Genomic DNA, 26847 nt, shown 5'->3' with positions numbered 1-26847 from the left:
TGCGGGCTAACGGGGTTCGGTGGCGGGCGGGTCGACCAGGGTGAAACCTTCGATCACCGCGTCGTTGGCGTCCTTCTCGCCGACGGCGATCCGGATGCCCTGGCCCGGGTAGAAGCGGACGGCCACCCCGAGCCGCTCCAGCTCGGCCCTGACCGGGAGCTGCTCCTCGGGCGAAGGGGCCGTCACCCAGAGGAAGTTGGTCAGGCTCGGCGGCACCGCCCGGCCCAGGGCGAGCAGTTCGGCCCGCAGCCGCTCGCGCTCGCCGGCGATCTCGGCGATCCGCCGGTCCACCTCGTCCTGGGCCGCGACGGCGGCCAGCAGGCCCGCCTCCTGGAGCCGGTTCACCGCGTACGGCACCTGGACGTCCCGCACCCGCTGCGCCACCGACTCCGCCGCGACGGCGTAGCCGATCCGCAGCGCGGCCAGGCCGTGCGACTTGGAGAGGGTGCGCAGCACCACCAGGTTCGGCCACTCGGCGATCCGGGCCTCGACCTCGGGGGCCGCCCAGCCGCCGGCGAAGTCGACGTACGCCTCGTCCAGCAGGATCAGCGCGGTGGCCGGCACCCGGCGGAAGAACTCGGTCAGTTCGGCCCAGGAGTAGACCGTGCCGGTCGGGTTGTGCGGGTTGCACAGCACGATGATCCGGGTGTGCTCGTCCAGCCGGCCGGCCATCGCGGCCAGGTCGTGCCGGGCGTCCGGGCCGAGCGGGACGGCCCTGGCCTCGGCCCCGGCGATCCGGCAGAACAGCGGGTACGCGTCGAAGCAGGGGTCCGAGTGCACCACGTTGTCGCCGGGGCGGACGACGGCGTGGAAGAGGTCCAGCGCCACGCCGGCCGAGCCGTGGCCGACCACGACCTGCGCGGCCGGCACGCCCTGCCAGTCGGCGATGATCCCGGCGAACCGCTCCGGGCGGAAGTCCGGGTAGCGGTTCAGGTCGGCGACCGCCCCGGCCAGGGCGGCCAGGACCGACGGCAGCGGCGGGTACGGGTGCTCGTTCTGGGCCAGCAGGTGTCTGGCCGTGGACGCGGCGGCCATCAGTCGGCCTGCAGGACGTAGAGCCAGGAGTGCGGGGTGGCCAGCGCCTCGACGCGGTCGATCCGCAGCCCGGCGTCGGTGAACAGCTGCTCGTAGGTCTCCTTGGTGTGCAGCGGGACGCCCATCATCGCGTGCGCCAGCTCGAAGCCGACCGAGAAGACCGGCATCGCGCTCTGGGACTCGCCCGGGCCGCGCAGCATGGTGTCCCCGAGCACGAAGGTGCGGGCCTTCGGGAAGGCCTCGCGCATCCGGGTGAAGATCGAGGAGCGGGTGCTCGGGTCGGCCAGCAGGTCGTGCAGCAGGAAGAAGCTCATCACGGTGTCGACCTCGGCCACCTCGGCGGCCTCGGCGTCGTTGTCGATCTGGGTGCCCAGCAGGCCCAGCACGTCGGCCCGGACGGCGGTCACCCGGTCCCGCATCCCGGCGGCGGCGATGTCGGCGCGGGCGATGTCGGTGGCCGGGCGGCTGATGTCGATGCCCAGGCCGCGGCTGCCCTCGCGCTGGGAGACCACCCGGCGCACCCGGGCGGAGGTGCCGCTGCCCAGGTCGGCGATGGTGCGGAAGTCGATGCCGGAGAGCACGTCGGTCAGCTGGGCGGCGAACATCGACTGGTCGCACTGGGCGGAGCCGAGGGCGACCATCGCCTCGTCGCGGAAGACGTCCGTGTTGTAGTGGTGCGAGCCGGTGCTCAGGTGCCCGGCGCGGCCGAACACGTCGTGGTAGCCGCCGACGGCCCAGGTGAAGTAGCCGCGGGCGGCGGCGATCTCGAGGCCCGCCTCGGTGGGCAGGTAGCCGGCCCCGTCGGCCTTGAGGTAGCCGTAGTCGGTGGCGGCGCGCAGCACGGCCTCGGTGCGGGCGGTGTCGCCGCGCTCGGCGGTGATCGTGGCGGCCGACAGCGCCTCGCCGCGGCCGATCTGCTCCAGCACGCCGATCCGGTCCAGCGCGAAGATCACGTTGGCGGCGATGAAGCCGTTGTAGGCGTCGGTCGACGAGATCGGCGCGGGGGTGACGCCGCGCCAGGTGTCGGGGATGACGGCAGTCTGCATCGGTGTGTCCATTCCTCGTGGTGGGCCGGGTCGCGGCCGCTTGGCGTGGTGGTGCGGGGGTGTCGCGGTCGTGCGTGTCGTGCGTGTCGTGCGGTCGTGCGGTCGTGCGGGGGGACGGCGGGGCGGCTCAGGGGTGGGGCGTGGGCTCCTGCGCCGGGCGGCGCAGGCGGTCGGCGAGCACCGGCCCGATGACCGCGAGGGCCTCCGCCCCGGTCATCGCGCCATGGGTGCTGGGCACCTCGTGGATCTCCAGCCGGCCGCCCACGTGGGCCCGCCAGCTCTCCGGGTCGGGGGCGTCGGCCGGGCGGTCCTTGGCGGCGACGAAGACCAGCGCGTCGCCGTCGTAGCCGGGCAGCGGGGCGTCGCCGGCCAGGGCGAGGTTGGCGAGGAAGACCTCGACCACCCGGGCCACCCCGGCGCCGCTCAGCCCGGCCAGCGGGCCGTCGCCGTGCCGGACCAGCTCGGCGTAGCCCGCCTCGTCGGCCGGCCAGGCGGTGATCTCGCCGGCCTGCTGGCCCAGGGACTCGAGGATCGCGGCGAGCAGCGCCGGGTCGCGGTCGGCCGAATCCCCGGCGTACCGGGCGTACTCGTCCAGCTCCGGGTAGCCGTCCAGGACGGCGAGCAGTTCGACCTGCTCGCCCTGGCCGCGCAGCAGCGCCGCCATCGCGTGGGCCACCGGGCCGCCGAAGGACCAGCCCAGCAGGGCGTACGGGCCCTGGGGGCGCACCGAGCGCAGCTCGGCCAGGTAGCGGTGGGCCATCTCCGCCAGGTCGGCCGGGTGGCGGGAGAGGTCGGCGAGTCCGGGCGCCTGGAGGCCGTAGATCGGCTGCTCGGCGTCCAGGTGGCGCAGCAGGCCGGTGTACACCCAGCTGATCCCGGCCGCCGGGTGCACGCAGAACAGCGGCGGGCGCGAGCCCCGGGTGCGGATCGGCAGCAGCACCGGGAAGGTCTCCTCGGCGGCGGCGCCGTCCCGGGACCCGGCCAGCAGCTCGGCCAGCCCGGCGACGGTCGGCGCCTGGAACAGCGCCCGGACGCCGAGTTCGGCGCTGCCGGTCAGCTCGCGCATCCCGGCGACCAGGCGGCCGGCCAGCAGCGAGTGGCCGCCCAGCTCGAAGAAGTTGTCGTCGATGCCGACCCGCTCCAGACCGAGCACATCGGCGAACAGCCCGCAGAGCACCTCCTCCAGCGGGGTGCGCGGGCCCCGGCCGCCGCCGGCCCGGCCCGGCTCGGGGGCGGGCAGCGCCCGCTCGTCGAGCTTGCCGTTGGGCGTCAGCGGCAGGCGCTCCAGCGGCACCAGGGCGGCCGGCAGCATGTAGTCCGGCAGTTCGGCGGCCAAGTGGGTGCGCAGGGCGTCCAGGTCCGGCGGTGCGGCGGCCGGGGCCGGCACCAGGTAGCCGACCAGGCGCTTCTCGCCCGGGGCGTCCTCGCGGACCACCACGGCGGCCGAGGCCACCTCGGGCCGGCGGCTGAGCACCGAGCCGATCTCGCCCAGCTCGATCCGGAAGCCGCGGATCTTCACCTGGGCGTCGATCCGGCCCAGGTACTCCAGTTCGCCGTCGGCCGTCCAGCGGGCCAGGTCGCCGGTGCGGTACATCCTGGTGCCGGGGGCGCCGTACGGGTCGGCGACGAAGCGTTCGGCGGTCAGCGCCGGGCGGCCCAGGTAGCCGCGGGCCGAGCCGGCGCCGGCGACGTACAGTTCGCCGGGCACCCCGGCGGGCACCGGGCGCAGCCGGGCGTCCAGCAGGTAGAGCCGCAGGTCCGGGATGCCCGCGCCGATCAGCGAACGGGACTGCCCGGCGGCCGTGGCGGCGTCCAGCGGGCGGTAGGAGACGTGCACGGTGGTCTCGGTGATGCCGTACATGTTGACCAGTACCGGAGCGTCCTCGGCGTGCCGCCGGTACCAGGGCGCCAGCCGGGCCAGGTCGAGCGCCTCGCCGCCGAACACCACCCGGCGCAGGGCGAGCCGGTCACCGAGCTCCGGCTCCTCCTGGTCGGCCTGCATCAACTGGTAGAAGGCGGACGGGGTCTGGTTGAGGAAGGTGACCCGCTCGCGCACCAGCAGCTCCAGGAACTCCCGGGGCGAGCGGCTGGTCTCGAAGGGCACCACGACCAGGCTGCCGCCGTGCAGCAGCGCGCCCCACAGCTCCCAGACCGAGAAGTCGAAGGCGTAGGAGTGGAACAGCGTCCAGACGTCCTGCGGGCCCGGGGCGAACCAGTGGTCGGTGGCGGAGAACAGCCGGGCGACGTTGCCGTGCGGGATCACCACGCCCTTCGGGCGGCCGGTCGAGCCCGAGGTGTAGATGACGTACGCCGGGTGGTCGGGGCCGAGGGCCGGGGCGGGGGCCTCGGTGGGCGCCTGCCGCAGTTCGGCGACCGTCTCCGGGGCGTCGAGCAGCAGCAACGGCAGCTCTGGGTCCGGCAGTCGGGCGGCGGCCGCGGTGGTGGTGAGCAGCAGGGCGGGCGCCGAGTCGCGCAGGGTGTAGGCGATCCGGTCGGCCGGGTAGTCCGGGTCGATCGGCACGTAGGCACCGCCCGCCTTGAGCACCGCGAGCACGGCGACCACCAGCTCCACCGAGCGCGGCAGCGCCAGCGCGACCAGGCGCTCGGGGCCGACACCCCGGCCGGTGAGGACCTGGGCCAGCCGGTTCGCCCGGGCGTCCAGCTCGGCGTAGTCGATCCGCTCGTCCCGGTGGACCACCGCCACGGCCTGCGGGGTCCGGGCCGCCTGGGCCGCGAACAGCTCCGGGAGGGTGCGCGGTTCGAGGGCCGCCGGCTGCTCCCCGGGTGCGCTCCAGTGGTCCAGGATCAGCGTCCGCTCGGCCGGGGTGAGGATCTCCGCCTCGCCGACCGGGCGGGCCGGGTCGGCCACCACGGCGGCCAGCAGCCGCGCGAAGCGCTCGCCGACGACCGTCACCGTCGCCGGGTCGAACAGCTCCTCGGCGAACTCGACCACCACGCCGATCCCGGCCGGGGAACCGTCCGCGGCCAGCTGCTCGCTGAAGCCGAAGGCCAGGTCGAACTTGGCGAGTTCGGCCGCCGAGGGCTCCAGCCGGGCGGGCAGCCCGGCGAAGGAGGGAGCGGCCTCGGCGTCCGAGCCGGCGCCGAAGGTCAGCATCACCTGGAACAGCGGGTGCCGGGCCGTCGAGCGGGCCGGGTTGAGCACCTCGACCAGCCGCTCGAAGGGCACGTCCTGGTGCTCGAAGGCGTCCAGGTTGGCCAGCCGCACCCGCTCCAGCAGCTCCTGGAAGCTCGGGTCGCCGGAAAGGTCGGCGCGCAGCACCAGGGTGTTGACGAAGAAGCCGATCAGCTCGTCCAGGGCCTCGTCGGTGCGGCCGGCGATCGGGGTGCCGAGCGGGATGTCGGCGCCCGCGCCCAGCCGGCTCAGGGTGGCCGCCAGCGCGGCCTGCACCACCATGAACACACTGGACCGGCTTGCCAGCGCCAACTCGACGACGGCGGCGTGGAGTTCGGCCGGGATCCGGAACTCCACGGTGTCCCCGCGGCGGGTCGGCGCCATCGGCCGCTTGCGGTCGTAGGGGAGCGTCAGCTCCTCCGAGAGACCGGCCAGGGCCTGCTTCCAGTAGGCGAGTTGGGCGTGCTGGGGGCCGGCCGGATCGTCCTCGGCGCCGAGCAGCTCGCGTTGCCAGAGCGCGTAGTCGGCGTACTGGACGGGCAGCGGCCGCCAGTCGGGGGCGGTGCCGGCGCCGGTGCTGCGGGCCAGGTAGGCGGCGTCCAGGTCGCGCAGCAGCGGGCCGACGGACCAGCCGTCGCTGACGATGTGGTGCATCAGCACCAGCAGCACGTGCTCGTCGGTCGGCAGCGAGAACAGCCAGGACCGGAACGGCAGGTCGACGGCCAGGTCGAAGGACTCCCGGCTCGCCTCCGCCAGGGCCGCCCGCAGGGCCTGCTCGTCGGCCACCGCCCTTTCCCGCAGGGTGGGTCGGGCGCTCTCGGCGATCAGCTGGTGGGGCCGGCCGTCGGTGGTGGGGAAGGTGGTGCGCAGCACCTCGTGCCGGGCCACCACGTCGTTCAGCGCCTCGGCCAGGGCGGCGGTGTCGACCGCGCCGGTCAGCCGGATCGCCAGGGGGGTGTTGTAGAGGGCGCTCGGGCCCTCGAACTGGTCGATGAACCACAGGCGTTGCTGGGCGTGGGAGAGCGGGACCAGCTCCGGCCGCTCCCGGGGCAGCAGCCGGGCCCGCACCGGACCGGCGCCCTCGCCGAGGTGCTGGGCCAGCCCGGCGACGGTCGGGTGGTCGAAGAGGGTACGGATGGGCAGTTCGGTGCCCAGGGCAGTGCGAAGGCGGCTGATCAGTCTGGTGGCGAGCAGCGAGTGGCCGCCGAGGTCGAAGAAGTTGTCGTCGATGCCGAGGGAGGACAGCCCGAGGGTCTCGGCGAACAGCCGGCACAGGGCCCGCTCCCGCCCCGTCCGGGGCGCCCGGCCCTCCGGCGCGCCGGTGTGGTCGGGGACGGGCAGGGCGCGGCGGTCGACCTTGCCGTTGGCGGTCACGGGCAGGGTGTCGAGGGTGACGACGGCCGCCGGGAGCATGTAGGCGGGGAGGCGGTCGGTGAGGAAGGAGCGCAGCTCGCCGGGGGTCGCGGTGCCGGTGACGTAGGCGACCAGGCGCTTGTCCCCGGGCTGGTCCTCGCGGACCATCGCCACCGCGTGGCCCACCGCCGAGTGGGCGGCCAGCGCCGCCTCCACCTCGGCGGGCTCGATCCGGAAGCCGCGGATCTTGACCTGGTCGTCGACGCGGCCGAGGAACTCCAGCACGCCGTCCGGGCTCCAGCGGACGATGTCGCCGGTGCGGTACATGCGTTCGCCCTTGCCGCCGTACGGGCAGGCGACGAAGCGCTCGGCGGTCAGCGCCGGGCGGCTGACGTAGCCCCGGGCCAGGCCGCCGCCCGCGATGTACAGCTCACCGGGCACCCCCGCCGGGACGGGCCGCAGGGTGTCGTCCAGGACGTACAGCCGGGTGTTGGCCAGCGGGCGGCCGATCGGCACCACGGCCGGGACGTCCGCGTCCGGCGTCATGGTGAAGGTGGTCTTGATGGCCGTGGTCTCCGTCGGCGCGTACACCGCGACCACCTCGGTCTCCGGGCACACCTGGAGCAGCCGGCGCACCGCGTCCGGGGGCACCACGTCACCGCCGGTCCAGACCTGGCGCACCGCGCGGAAGGTCTCCGGGGTCTCCTCGGCCAGCAGTCGCAGCAGGCCCGAGGGTGCCTGCACCAGGGTGACGGCGTGCCGGGTGATGGTCGCCGCCAGCGCGGGCAGGTCGAGCTGTCCGGGGGCGGCCAGGACGATCCGCCCGCCGGTCACCAGCGGCGCCCACACCTCGGTGGTGGAGGCGTCGAAGGCGGTGGGCGAGTGCAGCAGGACGCTCTCGTGGTGGCCCTGGTGGAAGTGCCGGTTGGCGAGCAGGTCGACCACGTTGCGGTGGGTCACGGCGACGCCCTTGGGGACGCCGGTCGAGCCCGAGGTGTACATCACGTAGAGCAGCTGGCCGGGGTGGGAGCGCCGGCCGGTGGGGGGCTGGGTGCCGGGGGTTCGGGTGTCGGTGATCCGGGTGCCGGGGGTAGCGGTGACGTCTACGGCGGTGAGGCCGACGTCGTCGACTGCGGGGTGGTCGCGGTGGGCCGGATCGACCAGCACGAGCCGCGCCCGGGTGTCGGCGAGGATGTGCCGCATCCGGTCCAGCGGGTAGCGGGCGTCCAGCGGGACGTAGGTGCCGCCGGCCTTGGTGACCGCCAGGATCGCCGTCACCAGCTCGGCCGAGCGGTCCATCAGGATCGCGACCGGCTCCTCCACCGCCAGCCCGCGGGCCAGCAGGACGGCCGCCAGGGCGCCGGCCCGGGCGTCGAGTTCGGCGTAGCTCAGCTCCTCGGAGTCGGACACCACGGCGAGCGCGTCGGGGGTGGCGGCGGCCTGGGCCTCGAACAGCTCGGACAGCGTGGTGTCGGCGACCGGGACGGCGGTGTCGTTCCAGCCGGTGAGCAGCCGGTGCCGCTCGGCCGGGCTGAGGATCTCGATGGTGCCGATGGGGGCGTCGGGGTCGGTGGCGGCGGCGTCCAGGACGCGCAGCAGACGCTCGGTCAGGGTGGCGGCGGTGGCGTGGTCGAAGAGGTCCGCCGCGTACTCGACGGCCGCCACCACGCCGAGCGCGGTGCCGTCGTCGCCGTGCTGCTCGGTGAAGTTGAAGTTCAGGTCGAAGTGCGCCTGGGATGCGCCCGCGCCCTCCAGCACCCCGCTCGCCCCGCCCAGGGTGAGCACGGGGGACGGGCCGCTGTTCACGGTCAGGACGGTCTGGAAGAGCGGGTGGCGGGCGGGGGTGCGGGTGGGGTTGAGCTGTTCGACCAGGCGCTCGAAGGGGATGTCCTGGTGGTCGAAGGCGTCCAGGTCGGTGCGGCGGACGCGGTCCAGGAGTTCGCGGAAGCTGGGGTTGCCGGTGGTGTCGGTGCGCAGGACCAGGGTGTTGACGAAGAAGCCGACCAGGTCGTTCAGCGCCTCGTCGGTGCGCCCGGCGGTGGGGGTGCCGAGCGGGAGGTCGGTGCCGGCGCCGAGGCGGGTGTAGAGGGTGGCGACGGCGGCCTGGAGCACCATGAACAGGCTGGCCTGCTGGGCGGCGGCCAACTCGCCGAGCCGCTGGTGCAGTTCGGCGTCCAAGCGGTACTCGACCGTTCCGGCGTGGCGGCTCGGGGTGGCCGGGCGCTGGCGGTCGTACGGGAGGGCCAGCTCCTCCGGGGCGTCGGCCAACACCTGCTGCCAGTAGGCGAGTTGTTCGGTCAGCAGGGCGCTGGGCTGCTCCTGGTCGCCGAGGAGTTCGCGCTGCCAGAGGGTGTAGTCGGCGTACTGGACGGGCAGCGGCTCCCACTGCGGAGCGGTGCCGGCGAGGCGGGCCCGGTAGGCGGTGGCGAGGTCGCCCAGCAGGGGGGTGACGGACCAGCCGTCACTGGCGATGTGGTGCAGCAGGAGCAGCAGGACGTGCCGTTCGCCGTCCAGGGAGAACAGCGAGACCCGGATCGGCAGGTCCTCGGCGAGGTGGAACACCTCGCTGGCGGCCTCGGCCAGGGCGACGCGCAACTCCTCCTCGTCGGCCACCCGGCGGGTACGCGGAACGGGCACGGTGTCGGTGACGATCAGCTGGTGGGGCCGGCCGTCGGCGGCCGGGAAGGTGGTGCGCAGCACCTCGTGCCGGGCGACCACGTCGGCCAGCGCCTCGGCCAGCGCGGCGGTGTCGACCGCGCCGGCGAGGCGGGCGACGAACGGGGTGTTGTAGAGGGCGCTCGGGCCCTCGAACTGGTCGATGAACCACAGGCGTTGCTGCGCAGGGGAGAGCGGGACGCGCTCCGGCCGGTCGGCCGGCCGCAGCGCCGGGCGGGCCGCGCCGGAGACGGGCAGGGCCTCGGCCAGGGCGGCCACCGTCGGGCTGTCGAAGAGGGTGCGGATCGACAGTTCGACGCCGAGGGCGGTGCGGATGCGGCTGACCAGTTTGGTGGCGAGCAGCGAGTGGCCGCCGAGGTCGAAGAAGCTGTCGTCGATGCTGAGGGCGGGCACACCGAGGGTTTCGGCGAACAGTGCGCAGAGCGTCCGCTCGGCGGCGGTGCGGGGGGCGCGTCCTTGGGGGGTGCCGGTGTAGTCGGGGGCGGGGAGGGCGCGGCGGTCGACTTTGCCGTTGGGGGTGACGGGCAGGGTGTCGAGGGTGACGATGGCGGCGGGGAGCATGTAGGCGGGGAGGCGGTCGGTGAGGTGGGTGCGCAGTTCGCCGGGGGTGGCGTCACCGGTGGTGTAGGCGACGAGGCGTTTGTCGCCGGGTTGGTCCTCGCGGACGAGGGCGAGGGCCTGGCCGACGCTTTGGTGGGCGGTGAGGGCGGCTTCGACTTCGCCGAGTTCGATGCGGAAGCCGCGGATCTTGACCTGGTCGTCGGCGCGGCCGAGGAACTCCAGTACGCCGTCCGGGTTCCAGCGGACGATGTCGCCGGTGCGGTACATGCGTTCGCCCTTGCCGCCGTACGGGCAGGCGACGAAGCGTTCGGCGGTCAGGGCGGGGCGGTCGGCGTAGCCGCGGGCCAGGCCCGCCCCGGCGATGTACAGCTCACCGGCGACGCCCACGGGGACGGGCTGCAATCCGTCGTCCAGGACGTACGCCCGGGTGTTGGGCAGGGGGCGTCCGATCGGGACGGTGGTGGGCACCTCGGCGACAGTGGCCATGGGGTGGTGGGTGGCGAAGGTGGTGGTCTCGGTGGGGCCGTAGCCGTCGACCACGGTGAGGCCGGGGCAGGCGGTCATCACCCGGCGGACGGCGGCGGGGGAGACCACGTCTCCGCCGGTCCACACCTCGCGGAGGCCGGCGAAGAGCCCCGGGTCCTCGGTGGCCATGACGTTGAACAGACCGGCGGTGAGCCAGGCCGCGGTGACTCCGCCCTGGTTGATGGTGGCCGCGAGGTCGGTGACGCCGAGGCGGCCGGGCGGGGCGAGGACGAGGCTGCCGCCGGAGAGCAGGGGGGCCCAGAGTTCGTAGGTGGAGGCGTCGAAGGCGGTGGGGGAGTGGACCAGGACGCGTGCGTGGCCGCCGTCCGAGAAGGTGCCGCCGAGGGCGAGGTCGACGATGGCGCGGTGGGTGATACCGATGCCCTTGGGGATGCCGGTGGAGCCGGAGGTGTGCATCACATACGCCAACTGGTCACCGCTGAGCGGTAGTTCGAGGTTGTCGGCGGTCTCCTCGCCGATCGCGAGGGTGGTGAGCCCGGCCAGGGCGGGGTGGTCGGTGTCGGTGACGGCGAGGGTGGCGCCCGCGTCCGCGAGGACGGCGAGCAGGCGGTCCTGGGGCTGGGCACTGTCCAGCGGGACGTACGTGCCGCCGGCCTTGAGCACCGCCAGCAGGGTGACCACCAGTGCGGGGGAGCGTTCCAGGAGCACCGCCACCGGAGTCTCGGCGCCGCAACCCGCTTCGGTCAGCCGCAGCGCCAATCCGTTGGCGCGGGCGTTGAGTTCGGCGTAGGTCAGGGTGTCATCGCCCGCCACCAGCGCGATCGCGTCCGGTGTGGCGGCGGCTCGGGCCTCGAACAGCTGCGGCACTGCCGCCGTCGGCAGCGCGGTGACCGGGCCGTTCCAGCCGGTCAGCAACCGCTCCCGCTCGGCCGGGCTGAGGATCTCGATGGCGCCGATGGGGGCGTCGGGGTCGGTGGCGGCGGCGTCCAGGACGCGCAGCAGGCGTTCGGCGAGGGTGGCGACGGTGGCGTGGTCGAAGAGGTCCGCCGCGTACTCGATCGCGCCGGAGAGTCCGCCCGGTTCGCCCTGGTCGTTCGGCCCGCCCTGCCCGTCCTGCCCGCTCTGCCTGTTCGGCCCGCTCGGCCGGTTCGGCTCGGAGAAGCCGAAGGAGAGGTCGAACTTGGCCACATGGAGGTCGAAGTCCAGCTCGCTGCAGCCCAGTTCGCCGAAGGTCCGCAGCGCCTTCTCCTGGTTCTCCAGGGCGATCAGGGTCTGGAAGAGCGGGTGGCGGGCGGGGGTGCGGGTGGGGTTGAGCTGTTCGACCAGGCGCTCGAAGGGGATGTCCTGGTGGTCGAAGGCGTCCAGGTCGGTGCGGCGGACGCGGTTGAGCAGTTCGCGGAAGCTGGGGTTGCCGGTGGTGTCGGTGCGCAGGACGAGGGTGTTGACGAAGAAGCCGACCAGGTCGTTCAGCGCCTCGTCGGTGCGTCCGGCGGTGGGGGTGCCGAGCGGGAGGTCGGTGCCGGCGCCGAGGCGGGTGTAGAGGGTGGCGACGGCGGCCTGGAGCACCATGAACAGGCTGGCCTGCTGGGCGGTGGCCAACTCAGCGAGCCGCTGGTGCAGTTCGGCGTCCACGGTGAACTCGACCAGTTCGCCCCGATGGCTGGGGGTGGCCGGTCGCGGCCGGTCGTAGGGCAGCGGCAGCTCTTCAGGAGCGTCAACCAAGGACTGCTGCCAGAAGGTGAGTTGCTGCCCGATCAGGCTGTCCCGGTCGTCCTCGGCGCCGAGGACCTCGCGCTGCCAGAGGGTGTAGTCGGCGTACTGCACCGGCAGTGGCTGCCAGTCGGGGGCAGAGCCGGCGGTGCGGGCCCGGTAGGCCTCGCCCAGGTCGCGGAAGAGTGGGGCCACGGACCAGCCGTCGCTGGCGATGTGGTGCAGCAGGACCAGCAGCACGTGCTGGTCCTGCGGCAGCGAGAACAGCCCCGCCTGGAAGGGGAGTTCGGTGGCCAGGTCGAAGGTGTGGCCGATGGCCCGGTCCAGCAGGGCGGTCAGCTCGGTCTCGTCGGCCGCTCGGGTGACCGTCAGGCTGGGCTCGACGCCGTCGGCGACCAGCTGGTGGGGTTGGCCGTCGGCGGTGGGGAAGAGGGTGCGCAGCACCTCGTGCCGGGCGGCCACGTCCTTCAGTGCCGCGGCCAGGGCGGTGGTGTCGACCGTTCCGGTCAGCCGGAGTGCGAAGGGGGTGTTGTAGAGGGCGCTGGGGCCCTCGAACTGGTCGATGAACCACAGGCGTTGCTGGGCGTACGAGAGGGGCACCCGCTCGGGGCGCTCCCGGGGCAGCAGTCGGGCGCGCACCGGGTCGGCGCCTTCGCCGAGGTGCTGGGCCAGCCCGGCGATGGTCGGGGTGTCGAAGAGGGTGCGGATGGGGAGTTCGGTGCCGAGGGCGGTGCGGATGCGGCTGGTGAGCCGGGTGGCGAGCAGGGAGTGGCCGCCGAGGTCGAAGAAGTTGTCGTCGATGCTCGGTTCGGCCACCTGGAGGACCTCGGCGAACAGTGCGCACAGGGTCTGCTCGGTGGCGTTGCGGGGCGCCCGGCCGGTGGTCGTGGCGGAGTAGTCGGGGGCGGGGAGGGCGCGGCGGTCGACCTTGCCGTTGGGGGTGACGGGCAGGGTGCCGAGGGTGACGATCGCGGCCGGGAGCATGTAGCCGGGGAGGCGGTCGGCGGCGAAGGCGCGCAGTTCCTCGGGGGTGGCGGTGCCGGTGACGTAGGCGACCAGGCGCTTGTCGCCGGGCTGGTCCTGGCGGACGGTCGCGACGACCTGGCGGACAGCCGGGTGGGCGGCGAACGCCGCCTCCACCTCGGCGAGTTCGATCCGGAAGCCACGGATCTTGACCTGGTCGTCCGTTCGACCGACGAACTCCAGTTCGCCCGTGGTGGTCCAGCGGGCGAGGTCGCCGGTGCGGTACATCCGGTCGCCGGGTTCGCCGTACGGGCAGGCGACGAAGCGCTCGGCGGTCAGGGCCGGGCGGCCGGCGTAGCCGCGGGCCAGGCCGTTGCCCGCGAGGTACAGCTCGCCCGGGACGCCCACCGGGACGGGCCGGAGGGCGTCGTCCAGGACGTAGGCCCGGGTGTTGGGCAGGGGCCGTCCGATGGGGATGGCGCCGGCCACGTCGGCGAGGGTGGCCATGGGGTGGTGGGTGGCGAAGGTGGTGGTCTCGGTGGGGCCGTAGCCGTTCACCACGCGCAGGCCGGGGCAGGCCTCCAGGACGCGTCGCACGGCGGCCGAGGAGACGATGTCTCCGCCGGTCCACACCTGGTGCAGTCCGGCGAAGGTCTGCGGGGCCTCGGCGGCCAGCACGTTGAACAGGCCGACCGTCATCCAGGCGGCCGTCACCCGGCCCCGGTCGATGGTGGCCGTGAGTTCGGTGACGCCGAGGCGGCCGGGTGGGGCGAGGACGAGGCTGCCGCCGGAGAGCAGGGGGGCCCAGAGTTCGTAGGTGGAGGCGTCGAAGGCGGTGGGGGAGTGGACCAGGACGCGTGCGTGGCCGCCGTCCGAGAAGGTGCCGCCGAGGGCGAGGTCGACGATGGCGCGGTGGGTGACGCCGATGCCCTTGGGGATGCCGGTGGAGCCGGAGGTGTGCATCACATACGCCAACTGGTCACCGCTGAGCGGTAGTTCAAGGTTGTCGGCGGTCTCCTCGCCGATCGTGAGGGTGGTGAGCCCGGCCAGGGCGGGGTGGTCGGTGTCGGTGACGGCGAGGGTGGCGCCCGCGTCCGCGAGGACGGCGAGCAGGCGGTCCTGGGGCTGGGCACTGTCCAGCGGGACGTACGTGCCACCGGCCTTGAGGATGCCCAGCAGGGTGACCACCAGTGCGGGGGAGCGCTCCAGGAGCACCGCCACCGGAGTCTCGGCGCCGACGCCGGCCTCGGTCAGCCGCCGCGCCAACCCGTTGGCGCGGGCGTTGAGTTCGGCGTACGTCAGGCTGTCATCGCCCGCCACCAGCGCGATCGCGTCCGGCGTGGCGGCGGCCCGGGCTTCGAACAGCGAGGGCACCGTCCCCGCCGGCAGCGCGGTGACCGTGCCGTGCCGGCCGGTCAGCAACTGCTCCCGCTCCGCCGGGCCGAGGACCTCGATCGCGCCGATGGGCGCGTCCGGCTCGGCGGCGGCCGCCCGCAGCACCCGGACCAGGCGCTCGCCCAGGGTGGTGGCGGTGGCGTGGTCGAAGAGGTCCGCGGCGTACTCGACGGCCCCGGTCAGGCCGTTGGCGGCGCCGCCGGCGTCGTGCTGCTCGACGAAGGCGAAGGAGAGGTCGAACTTGGCCAGGTGCTGGTCGAGGACGTACTCCCGGCAGGTGAGCCCGGCGAAGTCGGAGGGCAGGTCCCCGTCGCTGTCCAGGGTCACCATGGTCTGGAACAGCGGGTGCCGGGCCGGGAGCCGGGCCGGGTTGAGCTGTTCGACCAGGCGCTCGAAGGGGACGTCCTGGTGGTCGAAGGCGTCCAGGTCGAGCCGTCGGACGCGCTCCAGCAGCTCGCGGAAGCTCGGGTCGCCCGAGGTGTCGGTGCGCAGCACGACGGTGTTGACGAAGAAGCCGACCAGGTCGTCGAGGGCTTCGTCGGTGCGTCCGGCCACCGCGGTGCCCAGTGGCAGGTCGGTGCCGGCGCCGAGCCGGGTGTAGAGGGTGGCGACGGCGGCCTGCAGCACCATGAGCAGGCTGGCGCGGTGCTCGGCCGCCAACCGGGCCAGTGCCGCGTGGAGTTCGGCGTCCAGGGTGAGGACGGCGGAGCCGCCGCGGTGGCTCGGTGCGGCCGGGCGCGGGCGATCGCGGGGGAGGTCCAGCTCTTCCGGCGCCTCGGCCAGAGTGCGCTGCCAGTAGGCGAGTTGGGTGGTGAGCAGGCTCTCCGGGTCGTCCTCGGCGCCGAGCACCTCGCGCTGCCAGAGGGTGTAGTCGGCGTACTGGACGGGCAGCGGCTCCCACTGCGGAGCGGCGCCGGCGAGACGGGCCCGGTAGGCGTCGTCCAGGTCGCGGAAGAGCGGGGGGACGGACCAGGCATCGCTGGCGATGTGGTGCATCAGGACGAGCAGCACGTGCTCCTCGTCGGCGAGCGAGAACAGCGTGCACTGGATGGGGAGTTCGCTCGCGAGGTCGAAGACGTGCCGCACCGCCGCGTCCAGCCGCACCGACAGTTCGGCCTCGTCGGCCACCACCTCCGCCGCCACCGTGACGGACTCGACGGCGGGGCTGTCCGGCTCGGCGATGGACTGCTGCGGCCGGCCGTCGGTGGCCGGGAAGGTGGTGCGCAGCACCTCGTGCCGGGCGAGGACGTCCCGCAGGGCGACGGAGAGCACGGCGGTGTCGATCCCGCCGGCCAGCCGGACGGCGAACGGGGTGTTGTAGAGCGCGCTCGGGCCCTCGAGCTGTTCGATGAACCACAGCCGCTGCTGCGCGAACGACAACGGGATCACGGTGTGCCTCCGGCGGGTGACGTGCAGACTTGGGGACTTGACGGTCGGGCCACCGGGGACGGTCGGTGGCGCGCGTGACCTACGAAGGGCTGCCGGGCCGGCGCATCGGCCGGAGGGCGGGGCGGGCCTTGCGGGCCGCGGGCAGCGCGGTGGAGAGTTCCCCGACCGTGGGGTGGTCCCACAGGGTGCGGATCGACAGTTCGACGCCGAGGGCGGTGCGGATGCGGCTGACCAGTTTGGTGGCGAGCAGGGAGTGGCCGCCGAGGTCGAAGAAGCCGTCGTCGATGCTGACCGTGGGCAGGCCGAGCACCTGGGCGAACAGCTCGCACAGGCTCTCTTCCCGGGCCGTGCGGGGGGCGCGTCCTTGGGGGGTGCCGGTGTAGTCGGGGGCGGGGAGGGCGCGGCGGTCGACTTTGCCGTTGGGGGTGACGGGCAGGGTGTCGAGGGTGACGATGGCGGCGGGGAGCATGTAGGCGGGGAGGCGGTCGGTGAGGTGGGTGCGCAGTTCGCCGGGGGTGGCGTCACCGGTGGTGTAGGCGACGAGGCGTTTGTCGCCGGGTTGGTCCTCGCGGACGAGGGCGAGGGCCTGGCCGACGCCTTGGTGGGCGGTGAGGGCGGCTTCGACTTCGCCGAGTTCGATGCGGAAGCCGCGGATCTTGACCTGGTCGTCGGCGCGGCCGAGGAACTCCAGTACGCCGTCCGGGTTCCAGCGGACGATGTCGCCGGTGCGGTACATGCGTTCGCCCTTGCCGCCGTACGGGCAGGCGACGAAGCGTTCGGCGGTCAGGGCGGGGCGGCCGGCGTAGCCGCGGGCCAGGCCCGCCCCGGCGATGTACAGCTCACCGGCGACGCCCACGGGGACGGGCTGCAATCCGTCGTCCAGGACGTACGCCCGGGTGTTGGCCATCGGGCGCCCGATCGGCACCACGTCCGGCACGGACTCCGCCGTGGGCAGGGGTAGTTGGGTGGCGCAGAGGGTGATCTCGGTCGGGCCGTAGAGCACCCGGACCCCGATCCCGGGGACGGCCGCCAGCACCTTCCGGACGGCGGGCGCCGAGACCACGTCCCCGCCGGTCAGCACCTCGCGCACGCCGGCGAAGACACCGGGCTCCTCCTCCGCGATGACGCGGAACAGCCCGGCGGTGGCGTGCACATGGGTGAGCCGGTGGGCCCGGACCAGCGCGCCGATCGCGGCGGCGTCCAGGTCGCCCTGCGGGGCGACGACGATCCGGCCGCCGGAGAGCAGCGGCGCCCACAGTTCGTAGGTGGAGGCGTCGAAGGCGTGCGGGGCGTGGAAGAGCACCCGCAGCCCGTCGGGGTGCTGCCAGCACGGGTCGGAGGCGAGCTGGACGACGTCCCGGTGGGTGATGGCGATGCCCTTGGGCAGGCCGGTGGAGCCGGAGGTGAACATCACGTACGCGAGCTGTTCCGGGTGCAGCGGCGGGCGGTGGGCGCGGCGTCGGCGCGGACCGGCGAAGTCGAAGGAGTCCGGGGTGAGCGGCAGGACGGGGCAGGGGGCGTCGGTGGCCAGCGGGTGGCCGCGGTGGGCCTGGTCGACCAGGACGAGCGCCGCCCCGGTCTCGGCGGTGATCTGCCGCAGCCGCTCGGCCGGGTGCCGGTCGTCCAGCGGGACGTAGCTGCCGCCGGCCTTGAGGACGGCCAGCAGGGCGACCACCAGCTCGGCGGAGCGGTCCATCAGCAGGACCACCGGGGTGTCGGCGCCGACGCCGGCCTCGGCCAGGTGGGCGGCCACGTGCTCGGCCCGGGAGTCGAGTTCGGCGTAGCTCAGGGTCCCGGTGTCGGCGACCACGGCGGGCGCCTCCGGGGTGGCGGCGGCTCGGGCCTCGAACAGCTCGGGCAGGGTGGCGTCCGGGACGGGTACGGCGGTGTCGTTCCAGCCGGTGAGCAGTTGCTCGCGCTCGGCCGGGTCGAGGAGGTCGATGGCGCCGATCGGGGTGTCCGGGTCGGCCGCGACGGCGCGCAGCACCCGCAGCAGCCGTTCGGCGAGGGTGGTGGCGGTGGTGTGGTCGAAGAGGTCGGTCGCGTATTCGAGTGCGACCGTCAGGCCCGCCCGGGCGCCCTGCTCGGTGAAGCGGAAGGACAGGTCGAACTTGGCGACGTCCAGTTCGAAGGGGTGCTCCGCGCAGGCCAGGTCGCCGAAGGCGGCGGGCACCGCCGCGCGGCTCTCCAGGGCGACGAGGGTCTGGAAGAGCGGGTGGCGGGCGGGGGTGCGGGTGGGGTTGAGCTGTTCGACCAGGCGCTCGAAGGGGATGTCCTGGTGGTCGAAGGCGTCCAGGTCGGTGCGGCGGACGCGGTTGAGCAGTTCGCGGAAGCTGGGGTTGCCGGTGGTGTCGGTGCGCAGGACGAGGGTGTTGACGAAGAAGCCGACCAGGTCCTGGAGCGCTTCGTCGGTGCGTCCGGCGGTGGGGGTGCCGAGCGGGAGGTCGGTGCCGGCGCCGAGGCGGGTGTAGAGGGTGGCGACGGCGGCCTGGAGCACCATGAACAGGCTGGCTTGCTGGGCGGTGGCCAACTCGCTAAGAACGGCGTGGAGTTCGGCGTCGACGACGGCCTCCGTCAGGCCGCCCAGGTGGCTGGGCGCCGCCGGTCGCGGGCGGTCGTAGGGCAGTGCCAGCTCCTCCGGGGCGTCCGCCAGGGTCTGCTGCCAGTGCGCGAGTTGCTCGGTCAGCAGGGCGCTGGGCTGTTCCTGGTCACCGAGGACCTCGTGCTGCCAGAGGGTGTAGTCGGCGTACTGGACGGGCAGCGGCTGCCAGTCGGGGGCGGAGCCGGTGGTGCGGGCCCGGTAGGCGGTGGCGAGGTCGCGGAAGAGCGGGGCGACGGACCAGCCGTCGCTGGCGATGTGGTGCATCAGCACCAGCAGCACGTGCTCGTCGTGCGGCAGCGAGAGCAGGGTGGCGCGGACGGGCAGGTCGCGGGCGAGGTCGAAGACCCGCCCCCCGGCCTCGGCGAGCGCGGCCCGCAGCTCCGCCTCGGTGGCCACCGGCAGGGTGTGCAGCGGGAGTTCGGGGGCCTCGGTGACCAGTTGGCGGGGCTGGCCGTCGGTGGTGGGGACGAGGGTGCGCAGCACCTCGTGCCGGGCCACCACGTCCCGCAGCGCCCGCTCCAGGGCGGGGCGGTCGACCACGCCGGTCAGCCGGAGCGCGACGGGCGTGTTGTAGAGCGCGCTCGGGCCCTCGAACTGCTCGATGAACCACAGGCGTTGCTGGGCGGGGGAGAGCGGGACGAGGGCGGGCCGGTCGGCCGGTCGCAGGGCCGGGCGGGCGGCGCCGGAGGCGGGCAGGGCGGCGGCCAGCGCGGCCACGGTCGGGTGGTCGAAGAGGGTGCGGATCGGCAGCTCGGCGCCGAGGGCGGTGCGGATCCGGCTGACCAGCTTGGTGGCGAGCAGCGAGTGCCCGCCGAGGTCGAAGAAGCTGTCGTCGATGCTCGGTTCGGCCACCTGGAGGACCTCGGCGAAGAGTTCGCTCAGGGCGCGCTCGGTGCCGGTGCGCGGGGCGCGGCCCTCGGTGCCGCTGAAGTCGGGGGCGGGCAGGGCGCGGCGGTCGACCTTGCCGTTGGGGGTGACTGGCAGGGCGTCCAGGACGACGACGGCAGCCGGGACCATGTAGCCGGGCAGGCGGTCGGCGGCGAAGGCGCGCAGTTCCTCGGGGGTGGCGTCGCCCGTGACGTAGGCGACCAGGCGCTTGTCGCCGGGCCGGTCCTCGCGGACCAGGGCGGTGATCTGGCCGACGGCCGGGTGGGCGGCGAACGCGCCCTCCACCTCGCCGAGTTCGATCCGGAAGCCGCGCAGCTTCACCTGGTCATCCGCTCGACCGACGAACTCCAGTTCGCCCATGGTGGTCCAGCGGGCGAGGTCGCCGGTGCGGTACATGCGTTCGCCCTTGCCGCCGTACGGGCAGGCGACGAAGCGTTCGGCGGTCAGGGCTGGGCGGTCGGTGTAGCCCCGGGCCAGACCGTTGCCCGCGAGGTACAGCTCACCGGCGACGCCCACGGGCACCGGGCGCAGCCCGGCGTCCAGGACGTACGCCCGGGTGTTGGGCAGGGGCCGTCCGATCGGGACGGTGTCCGGCACCTCGGCGGGGGCGCTCATGGGGTGGTGGGTGGCGAAGGTGGTGGTCTCGGTGGGGCCGTAGCCGTTCACCACGCGCAGGCCGGGGCAGGCCTCCAGGACGCGTCGCATGGCGGCCGGCGAGACGATGTCTCCGCCGGTCCATACCTGGTGCAGTCCGGCGAAGGTCTGCGGGGCCTCGGCGGCCAGCACGTTGAACAGGCCGACCGTCATCCAGAGGGAGGTCACCGAACCCTGGTTGATGGTGGCCGTGAGTTCGGTGACGCCGAGGCGGCCGGGTGGGGCGAGGACGAGGCTGCCGCCGGAGAGCAGGGGGGCCCAGAGTTCGTAGGTGGAGGCGTCGAAGGCGGTGGGGGAGTGGACCAGGACGCGTGCGTGACTGTCGGTGGTGAAGGTGCCGCCGAGGGCGAGGTCGACGATGGCGCGGTGGGTGATGCCGATGCCCTTGGGTCTCCCGGTGGATCCGGAGGTGTGCATCACGTACGCCAATTGGGCTGCGTCGATGTCGAGTTCGGGGTTGTCGGCGGTCTCCTCGCCGATCGCGAGGGTGGTGAGCCCGGCCAGGGCGGGGTGGTCGGTGTCGGTGACGGCGAGGGTGGCGCCCGCGTCCGCGAGGACGGCGAGCAGGCGGTCCTGGGGCTGGGCGTCGTCCAGCGGGACGTACGTGCCACCGGCCTTGAGGATGCCCAGCAGGGTGACCACCAGTGCGGGGGAGCGCTCCAGGAGCACCGCCACCGGAGTCTCGGCGCCGACGCCGGCCTTGGTCAGCCGCCGTGCCAACCCGTTGGCGCGGGCGTTGAGTTCGGCGTACGTCAGGGCGTCATCGCCCGCCACCAGCGCGATCGCGTCCGGCGTGGCGGCGGCCCGGGCCTCGAACAGCGAGGGCACCGTCCCCGCCGGCAGCGCGGTGACCGGGCCGTGCCGGCCGGAGAGCAGTTGGGCCCGCTCCTCCTCGGTCAACACGTCGACGGTGCCGATGAGTTCGGCCGGGTCGGCGACGATCCGGTCCAGCAGCGCGAGGAAGCGGTCCAGGACGGTGCGTGCCTCGGCGGCGGTGAAGGCGTCCGGCTGGTGGTCCAGGCGCAGCTGGAGGCCGTCGCCCGGAGTGAGAGCGAGCAGCAGCGGGTAGTGGGCGCTGTCGACGTCCTCGACCAGGGTGACGTGGGTGGCGCCGCTCGGGTCGGCCGCGTCCAGGGCGGACGGGTCCGGGTAGTTGCTGTACACCGTGACGGTGTCGAACAGGCTTCCCAGCTCGGCGAGTTGCTGGATCTCGGTGAGGCTGAGGTGCTGGTGGTCCAGCAGTGCGGACTGCTCGTGCTGAAGTCGCAGCAGCAGCTGCCCCCAGCTTTCGGCCGGGTCGAGGGCGACCCGCACCGGCACGGTGTTGATGAGCAAGCCCATCATCCGCTCCACACCCGGCAGGTCGTGCGGCCGACCGGACACGGTGGTGCCGAAGAGCACATCGGTACGCCCGGTGAGCCGGGCCAGCAGCACGCCCCAGGCGGCCTGGACGAGGGTGTTGAGGGTGACGCCGTAGCGGCGGGCGGTGCGGCCCAGCGCCTCGGTGGCCTCCGGGGTGAGGCCGGTGTGCAGGCGCAGCGGCAACCGCGGGGTGGCGGTGGTGCGGGCGGGCGCGAGCAGGGTGGGCTCGTCGGTGCCCGCGAGGGCGCGGGCCCAGGCGGTGCGGGCGGCGGCGCCGTCGCGCCGGGTGATCCAGCGCAGGTACTCGCGGTAGGGCGCGGCCGGGGGCAGCGGCTGCCGGAAGTACAGGGCCCACAGTTCCTCGGCGAACAGCGGGGTGGACCAGCCGTCCAGCAGGATGTGGTGGGCGGCGGTGATCAGCCGGTGCCGGCCGGGGGCGAGGGTGAGCAGGGTGTAGCGCAGCAGCGGCGGCCGGGCGAGGTCGAAGCGGCGGCCGTACTCGGCGGCGGCGATCCGCTCGGCCTCGGCCTCCGGGTCGGCGTGCACCGTCAGGTCTCGCACGGTGAAGGGCAGTTCGACGTGGTCCGGCACGGCCTGGACGGGCGGCCCGTCGGGGCGCTGGTGGAAGCCGGCCTTGAGGTTGGGCTGGCGCAGCAGCAGGGCCTCGGCGGCGGCGCGCAGCCGGTCGGCGTCGACCGGGCCGGTGAGGTCGAAGGTGCAGACGGAGGTGTAGACGTCGGCGCCGTCGGTGTCGTACGCGGCGTGGAAGGCCATGCCCTGCTGGAGCGGGGAGGTGGGCCAGACGTCCACCAGGGCGGCGGGGGCGTGGAGTTCGGCGAGCCGGTCGACGTCGTCCTGGCCGAGGGTGACCAGCGGGAAGTCGGAGGGTGTGTGCCCGCCGGCGCCCGGCCGGTCGGCGTGCTCGGCGAGCGCGCGCAGGGCGGTGAACCAGGCCTCGGCGAGCGCCCGGATCCGCTCCTCGTCGAGCAGTTCGGCGGCCCAGGACCACTGGGCGACCAGCAGCGGGCCCTGCGGGGTGTCGACGGTGGTGGCGTCCAGGCCCAGCACCCGGCCGAGCGCGAGGTCGGGGGCGGCGCCCTCGGTCATCGCCTCGGCTCCGGCGTGCACGTCCTCGGCGGTGACGCCCTCGGGCTGGAAGCGGCCCAGGTAGTTGAACTCGACCTGGGGGTCGGTGAATGCGGCCAGGAGCGGGGCGGTGGCCGGGTTGAGGTACCGCAGCAGGCCGTAGCCGATGCCGTTGTCCGGGACGGCGCGCAGTTGCTCCTTCACCCGGCCGAGGGCGCGGCCGAGTGCGGGGCCGGCGGCGGTGACCTCGGCCCAGGACAGCGCCCCGGGGGCGAGCCGGACGGGGTAGACGGAGGTGAACCAGCCGGCGGTGCGGTGCAGGTCGACGCCCTCGACCACCTCCTCGCGGCCGTGGCCCTCGACGTTCAGCAGCACCGCGCCGTCCGGTCCGGCCGGGGAGCCGCGCCAGTGGGTCAGGGCGAGGGCCAGCGCGGTCAGCAGCACGTCGTTGACCTGGGCGTGGTACGCGGCGGTGACGCCGGTCAGCAGCGCCCGGGTGGTGTCGGCGGGCAGCACCACGCGCAGGGTGCCGCCGGTGGCGTAGGTGTCCTTGGCCGGGTCCAGGGCCCGTTCGCCGAGCAGCGGGTCGGGGGTGGCCAGGGCGGCTTGCCAGAGCGGGAGTTCGGCGGCCCGGCGGTCGGTGCGGGCCTCGGCGGTGAGCCGCTGGGCCCAGCGGCGGAAGGAGGTGGGCACCGGCGGCAGCGCGGGTTCGCGGCCCTCGCGGGCGGCGGCCAGCGCGGCGAGCAGGTCCTCCTCGACGATGCGCCAGGTGACGCCGTCCACCACCAGGTGGTGGATCACCAGCAGCAGCTGGGCGGGTAGGTCCGGGCCGGCGTCGAAGCGGACGGCCTGGAGCATCCGGCCGTCCTCGGGCGAGAGCTGTTCGCGGGCGGCTTCGGTGGCGGCGCGCAGGGTGGACTCGGTGGCCGGGCCCGGGAGGCCGCGCAGCACGGTGGCTGCGGGGACGGCGCCGGGCGCGGGGACGTGCAGCGTCCAGGGGCGAGCGGCGCCGTCGAGGCGGGCCCGGAGGACGTCGTGGTGGTCCAGCACCGCCTGCAGGGCCGTGACCAGCTGCGCCGGCCCGGTCCCGGCGGGGAGGGTGAGCAGGGTGGACTGGTAGAAGCTCGCCACGGCGCCGCGCTGCTCGGACAGCCAGTGCACGATCGGCGTCGCCGGCACCTCGCCGAGGCCGGCGCCGGGCGGCTCGACGGCGACCGGCCCCTCCAGCGGGCGGGCGACCAGCGCCAGCGCCTCGACGCTCGGGGCCTCGAAGACCGCGCGGGGGGTGAGCTGCAGCCCGGCCTGCCGGGCCCGGGAGACGAGCTGGATGGCCACGATGGAGTCGCCGCCGAGCTCGAAGAAGGACTCGCCGACCCCGACCCGGGGCAGTCCGAGCACCTCGGCGAACAGCCGGGCCAGGGTGTGCTCCAGCTCCCCGGCGGGGGCCCGGCCGCCCGCCTCGGCGGCGCCGAAGGCCGGCGCGGGCAGGGCACGCTTGTCCACCTTGCCGTTGGGCGTGAGCGGCAGCCGGTCGAGGACGACGACGGTGGGCACCATGTGCTCGGGCAGCCGCTCGGCGCAGTGGGCGCGCAGCTCGTCCGGGTCGGCGGCGCCGACGGTGTAGCCGACCAGCCGGCGCTCGCCCGGGCGGTCCTCGCGGACCAGCACCACGGCCTGGCGGACCCCGGGGTGGGCGGAGAGGGTCTGCTCGATCTCGCCGGGTTCGATGCGGAAGCCGCGGATCTTCACCTGGTCGTCGGCCCGGCCGAGGAAGTCCAGCTGGCCGTCGGGGCGGTGGCGGCCGAGGTCGCCGGTGCGGTACATCCGGCTCCCGGGCTCGCCGAAGGGGCAGGCCACGAAGCGGTCGGCGGTCAGGCCGGGGCGGCCCAGGTAGCCGCGGGCCAGGTGCGGGCCGGAGACGTACAGTTCGCCGACCGTGCCCGGCTCCACCGGGCGCAGCCGCTCGTCCAGCACGTGGATCCGCACGTCCCGGCAGGGGTGGCCGATCGGGGGCTGCTCGGCTCCGGTGAGCGGCTCGCTCATGGTGACGATGACGGTGGTCTCGGTCGGCCCGTAGCTGTTGAGCATCAGCCGGTCGCGGCCGAGCCGGGCGGCCAGTTCGCGCGGGATGGCCTCGCCGCCGCCGATCAGGGTGCGCAGGGTCGGCAGCGGGACGTCCGGCAGGGTGGCGGCCATCGCGGTGGCGACGTCGGCGTGGGTGACGCCGTACCGGTCGATCAGCGCGGCCAGCGCGTCGCCGACCAGCTCGCTCTGCTCGCGGGGGAGGACGAGCGCGGCGCCGGTGGTGAGCGCCACGGCCAGGTCGGAGACGGAGACGTCGAAGCTGAGCGAGGCGGCCTGGAGCACCCGGCTGCCGGGGCCGACCCCGGTGGCGGCGACCTGGGTGGCGACCATGCTGGGCAGCCCGGTGTGGGTGACGGCCACGCCCTTGGGCAGGCCGGTGGAGCCGGAGGTGTAGATGACGTACGCGGTGTGGTCGGCGCTCAGCGGCCGGACCCGCTCGTCGGCGGTGAACGGGGTGCCGGGCCGCTCGGCGAGGTCGGCGAGGTGCGCGGGGGAGTCGAGCAGCAGCCGGGGGGCGCCGGTGTCGGGCAGCCGCTCGGCGGTGCCGGTGGTGGTGAGCACCAGGGCGGCGCGGGAGTCGGTGAGCATGTGGCGCAGCCGTTCGGCCGGGTAGGCCGGGTCGGCGGGCAGCCAGGCGGCCCCGGTCTTGGCCACGGCGAGGATCGCGGCGACGGCGTCGGGGGACTTCGGCAGGGCGAGCGCGACGACGTCCTCGGTGCCCAGGCCGCGGGCGGCGAGCACCCGGGCCAGCCGGTTGGCGCGGGCGTCCAGTTCGGCGTAGCTGAGGGTGGCGTCCTGGGCGTACAGCGCGGGGGCCTGCGGAGTGCGAGCCACCTGGGCGTCGACCAGCGCGCTGAGGGTGGGGCGCGGGGCGTCGTCACCGGGGGTGGCGAGCCGGGTGGCCAGGCCGGCCGGGGTGGGGGCGTCCAGCAGCAGCGGCAGCGGTACCCGGAAGCCGAGTTCGGCGCGCACCCGGGCCAGCAGCCGGACGGCGGCGGGCCGGTCACCGCCGAGTTCGAAGAAGCCCGCCGCGGGGTCGACGGACTCCTGGCCGAGCACCTCCGCGAACAGTCGACACAGCACCTCGGCCGGTCCCGGCCGTGGGTCGGTTCTGTGCGTCTGCTGGTCCCCGGACATGTGACTGTCTCCCTCGTTGCTGCGTGACCGGTGGAGCGTGCGGTGGTGCGGTGTGGCGCGGTGGAGCGTGCTGCCGCGGTCAGCGGCCGGCCAGGTGGGCGATCAGGCTCTTCGGCCGCAGGTCCTGCCAGTGCTGCTCGACGTAGTCGACGCAGTCCTGGCGTCCGGCCGCGCCGAAGACCTGCTGCCAGCCGTCGGGCACCGGGCTGAAGACCGGCCACAGCGAGTGCTGGCCCTCGTCGTTGACCAGGACGAGGTAGTCGGCCTCGGGGTCCTCGAACGGGTTCGCCATCGTCGGTTTCCTCTCTGTTGGGAGAATTACGAGGAGGGGGGAATTTCGTCGCCGCGCGGTGAACGGACTACGTCGACATACGGTTCGGCGACTTCGGGCGCAGTACGGTCACGGACCCCAGCCGGAGTCGTCGCCGTGCATCGCGGAGGGCCCGGCGACGACCGTGGACGGGTAGGCTGCGGCATGGGTCTGGAGGCCGATGACGGCGACCAGCAGAACGGTGAGAATCCCCAGCATCTTGTGAATGCGAGCGGCAAGATTCGTCATGGCGAATTCCTCTTCCTGAGGCGGGCGGTGTGTGCGCTCCTCGCTGTGAATGAATCCTGCCGAGGCTCAAACTGGCGTGGAAGCTCTGGCCGTTATCGGGATCACGCAATGCGGGAACCGGAAGCGTGAACAGACTGTGTCAAAAACGGGCAGATCTGATGCAATGAGCACCTGGTTCTGTCAGATCAGTGGTGGGAGGACGGGCATGCGGAAGCCCCGTCCCCTGGCTGAAACCGTGTCCCGGTGGCCGGAACCCATCGACTCGACGGTCGAACGGCCCCCCGGAGTCAGTGGAACAACTCCCGCATCAGTAGCGGAACTTGACGTTCGACATCGGCCTCAGTGCCCGGAGCCCCGGCGCAGTTCCTCCCGGACGGCCGGCCAGTCCCCCGCCCACGGCCGCCGGGCCCCGGCCGGTGACTCCAGGGCCAGGGTCGCCAGATAGACGCGTTTGAGCGCGGCCCGCTCGTCCCGCACCCGCCCCGCGGCCTGCTCGATCCGGCGCAGCCGCGCGTGCAGCCGCTCCAGCGCGCCCCCGCCCGCGAGCAGCCCCCGGGGGGCGTGGGGGGGGGGGGGGGGGTGGGGGGGGTGGGGGTGGGGGGGGCCGGGCGGGGGAGGGGTGCTGCTGCTCATGGGTCACATTGTCCGCGGCGCCGCCGGTGCCCGACCAGGGCGGTGAGGCGGGTGTCGGGGTCGTGCCACTCGAGGGGCTCGCTCCTGAAGGCGC

7 protein-coding genes are annotated in these 26847 nt (G+C 74.3%); all 7 read right to left on the bottom strand.

Annotation, left to right across the window (positions count from 1 at the left end; translation table 11 throughout):
* Nucleotides 1-6: 6 nt before the first annotated feature.
* The 7 genes from BG452_RS35820 to BG452_RS35790 all read right to left on the bottom strand — a co-directional run bounded on the left by BG452_RS35820 (nt 7) and on the right by BG452_RS35790 (nt 26753).
* Entirely contained in the window at nt 7-1035 is a 1029-nt protein-coding gene (locus BG452_RS35820; RefSeq protein WP_188308510.1) for a pyridoxal phosphate-dependent aminotransferase, read from the bottom strand.
* Nucleotides 1035-2081 (bottom strand): SAM-dependent methyltransferase, encoded by a 1047-nt coding sequence (locus BG452_RS35815; RefSeq protein ID WP_188308509.1) that lies wholly within the window; start codon nt 2079-2081, stop codon nt 1035-1037. The genes BG452_RS35820 and BG452_RS35815 overlap by 1 nt, the downstream gene beginning before the upstream one ends.
* A 127-nt stretch (nt 2082-2208) precedes the next feature.
* Complete coding sequence (locus BG452_RS35810; protein WP_188308508.1) at nt 2209-15738, bottom strand: amino acid adenylation domain-containing protein; 13530 nt, start codon at nt 15736-15738, stop codon at nt 2209-2211.
* Between the two features lie 88 nt (nt 15739-15826).
* A complete protein-coding gene (locus BG452_RS35805; RefSeq protein ID WP_188308507.1) occupies nt 15827-25561 on the bottom strand; it encodes a non-ribosomal peptide synthetase in 9735 nt (3244 codons plus the stop codon).
* 79 nt (nt 25562-25640) lie between these two features.
* Nucleotides 25641-25853: an MbtH family protein gene (locus tag BG452_RS35800; RefSeq protein WP_188308506.1), complete on the bottom strand. Its 213-nt coding sequence runs from the start codon at nt 25851-25853 to the stop codon at nt 25641-25643.
* A 108-nt stretch (nt 25854-25961) separates the two neighbouring features.
* Nucleotides 25962-26120, bottom strand: a complete 159-nt coding sequence (locus BG452_RS35795; RefSeq protein ID WP_188308505.1) for a hypothetical protein — start codon at nt 26118-26120, stop codon at nt 25962-25964.
* A gap of 339 nt (nt 26121-26459) precedes the next feature.
* On the bottom strand, nt 26460-26753 hold the full coding sequence (locus BG452_RS35790) for a hypothetical protein (protein WP_188308504.1): 294 nt from the start codon (nt 26751-26753) through the stop codon (nt 26460-26462).
* Nucleotides 26754-26847: the final 94 nt, after the last annotated feature.

The sequence above is a fragment of the Streptomyces sp. CBMA123 genome, from assembly GCF_014596465.1.
In the GTDB taxonomy this organism is placed as follows: domain Bacteria; phylum Actinomycetota; class Actinomycetes; order Streptomycetales; family Streptomycetaceae; genus Kitasatospora.
Note: the sequence above shows the minus strand (reverse complement) of the source record. Positions and strands in the feature narration are given on the sequence as shown.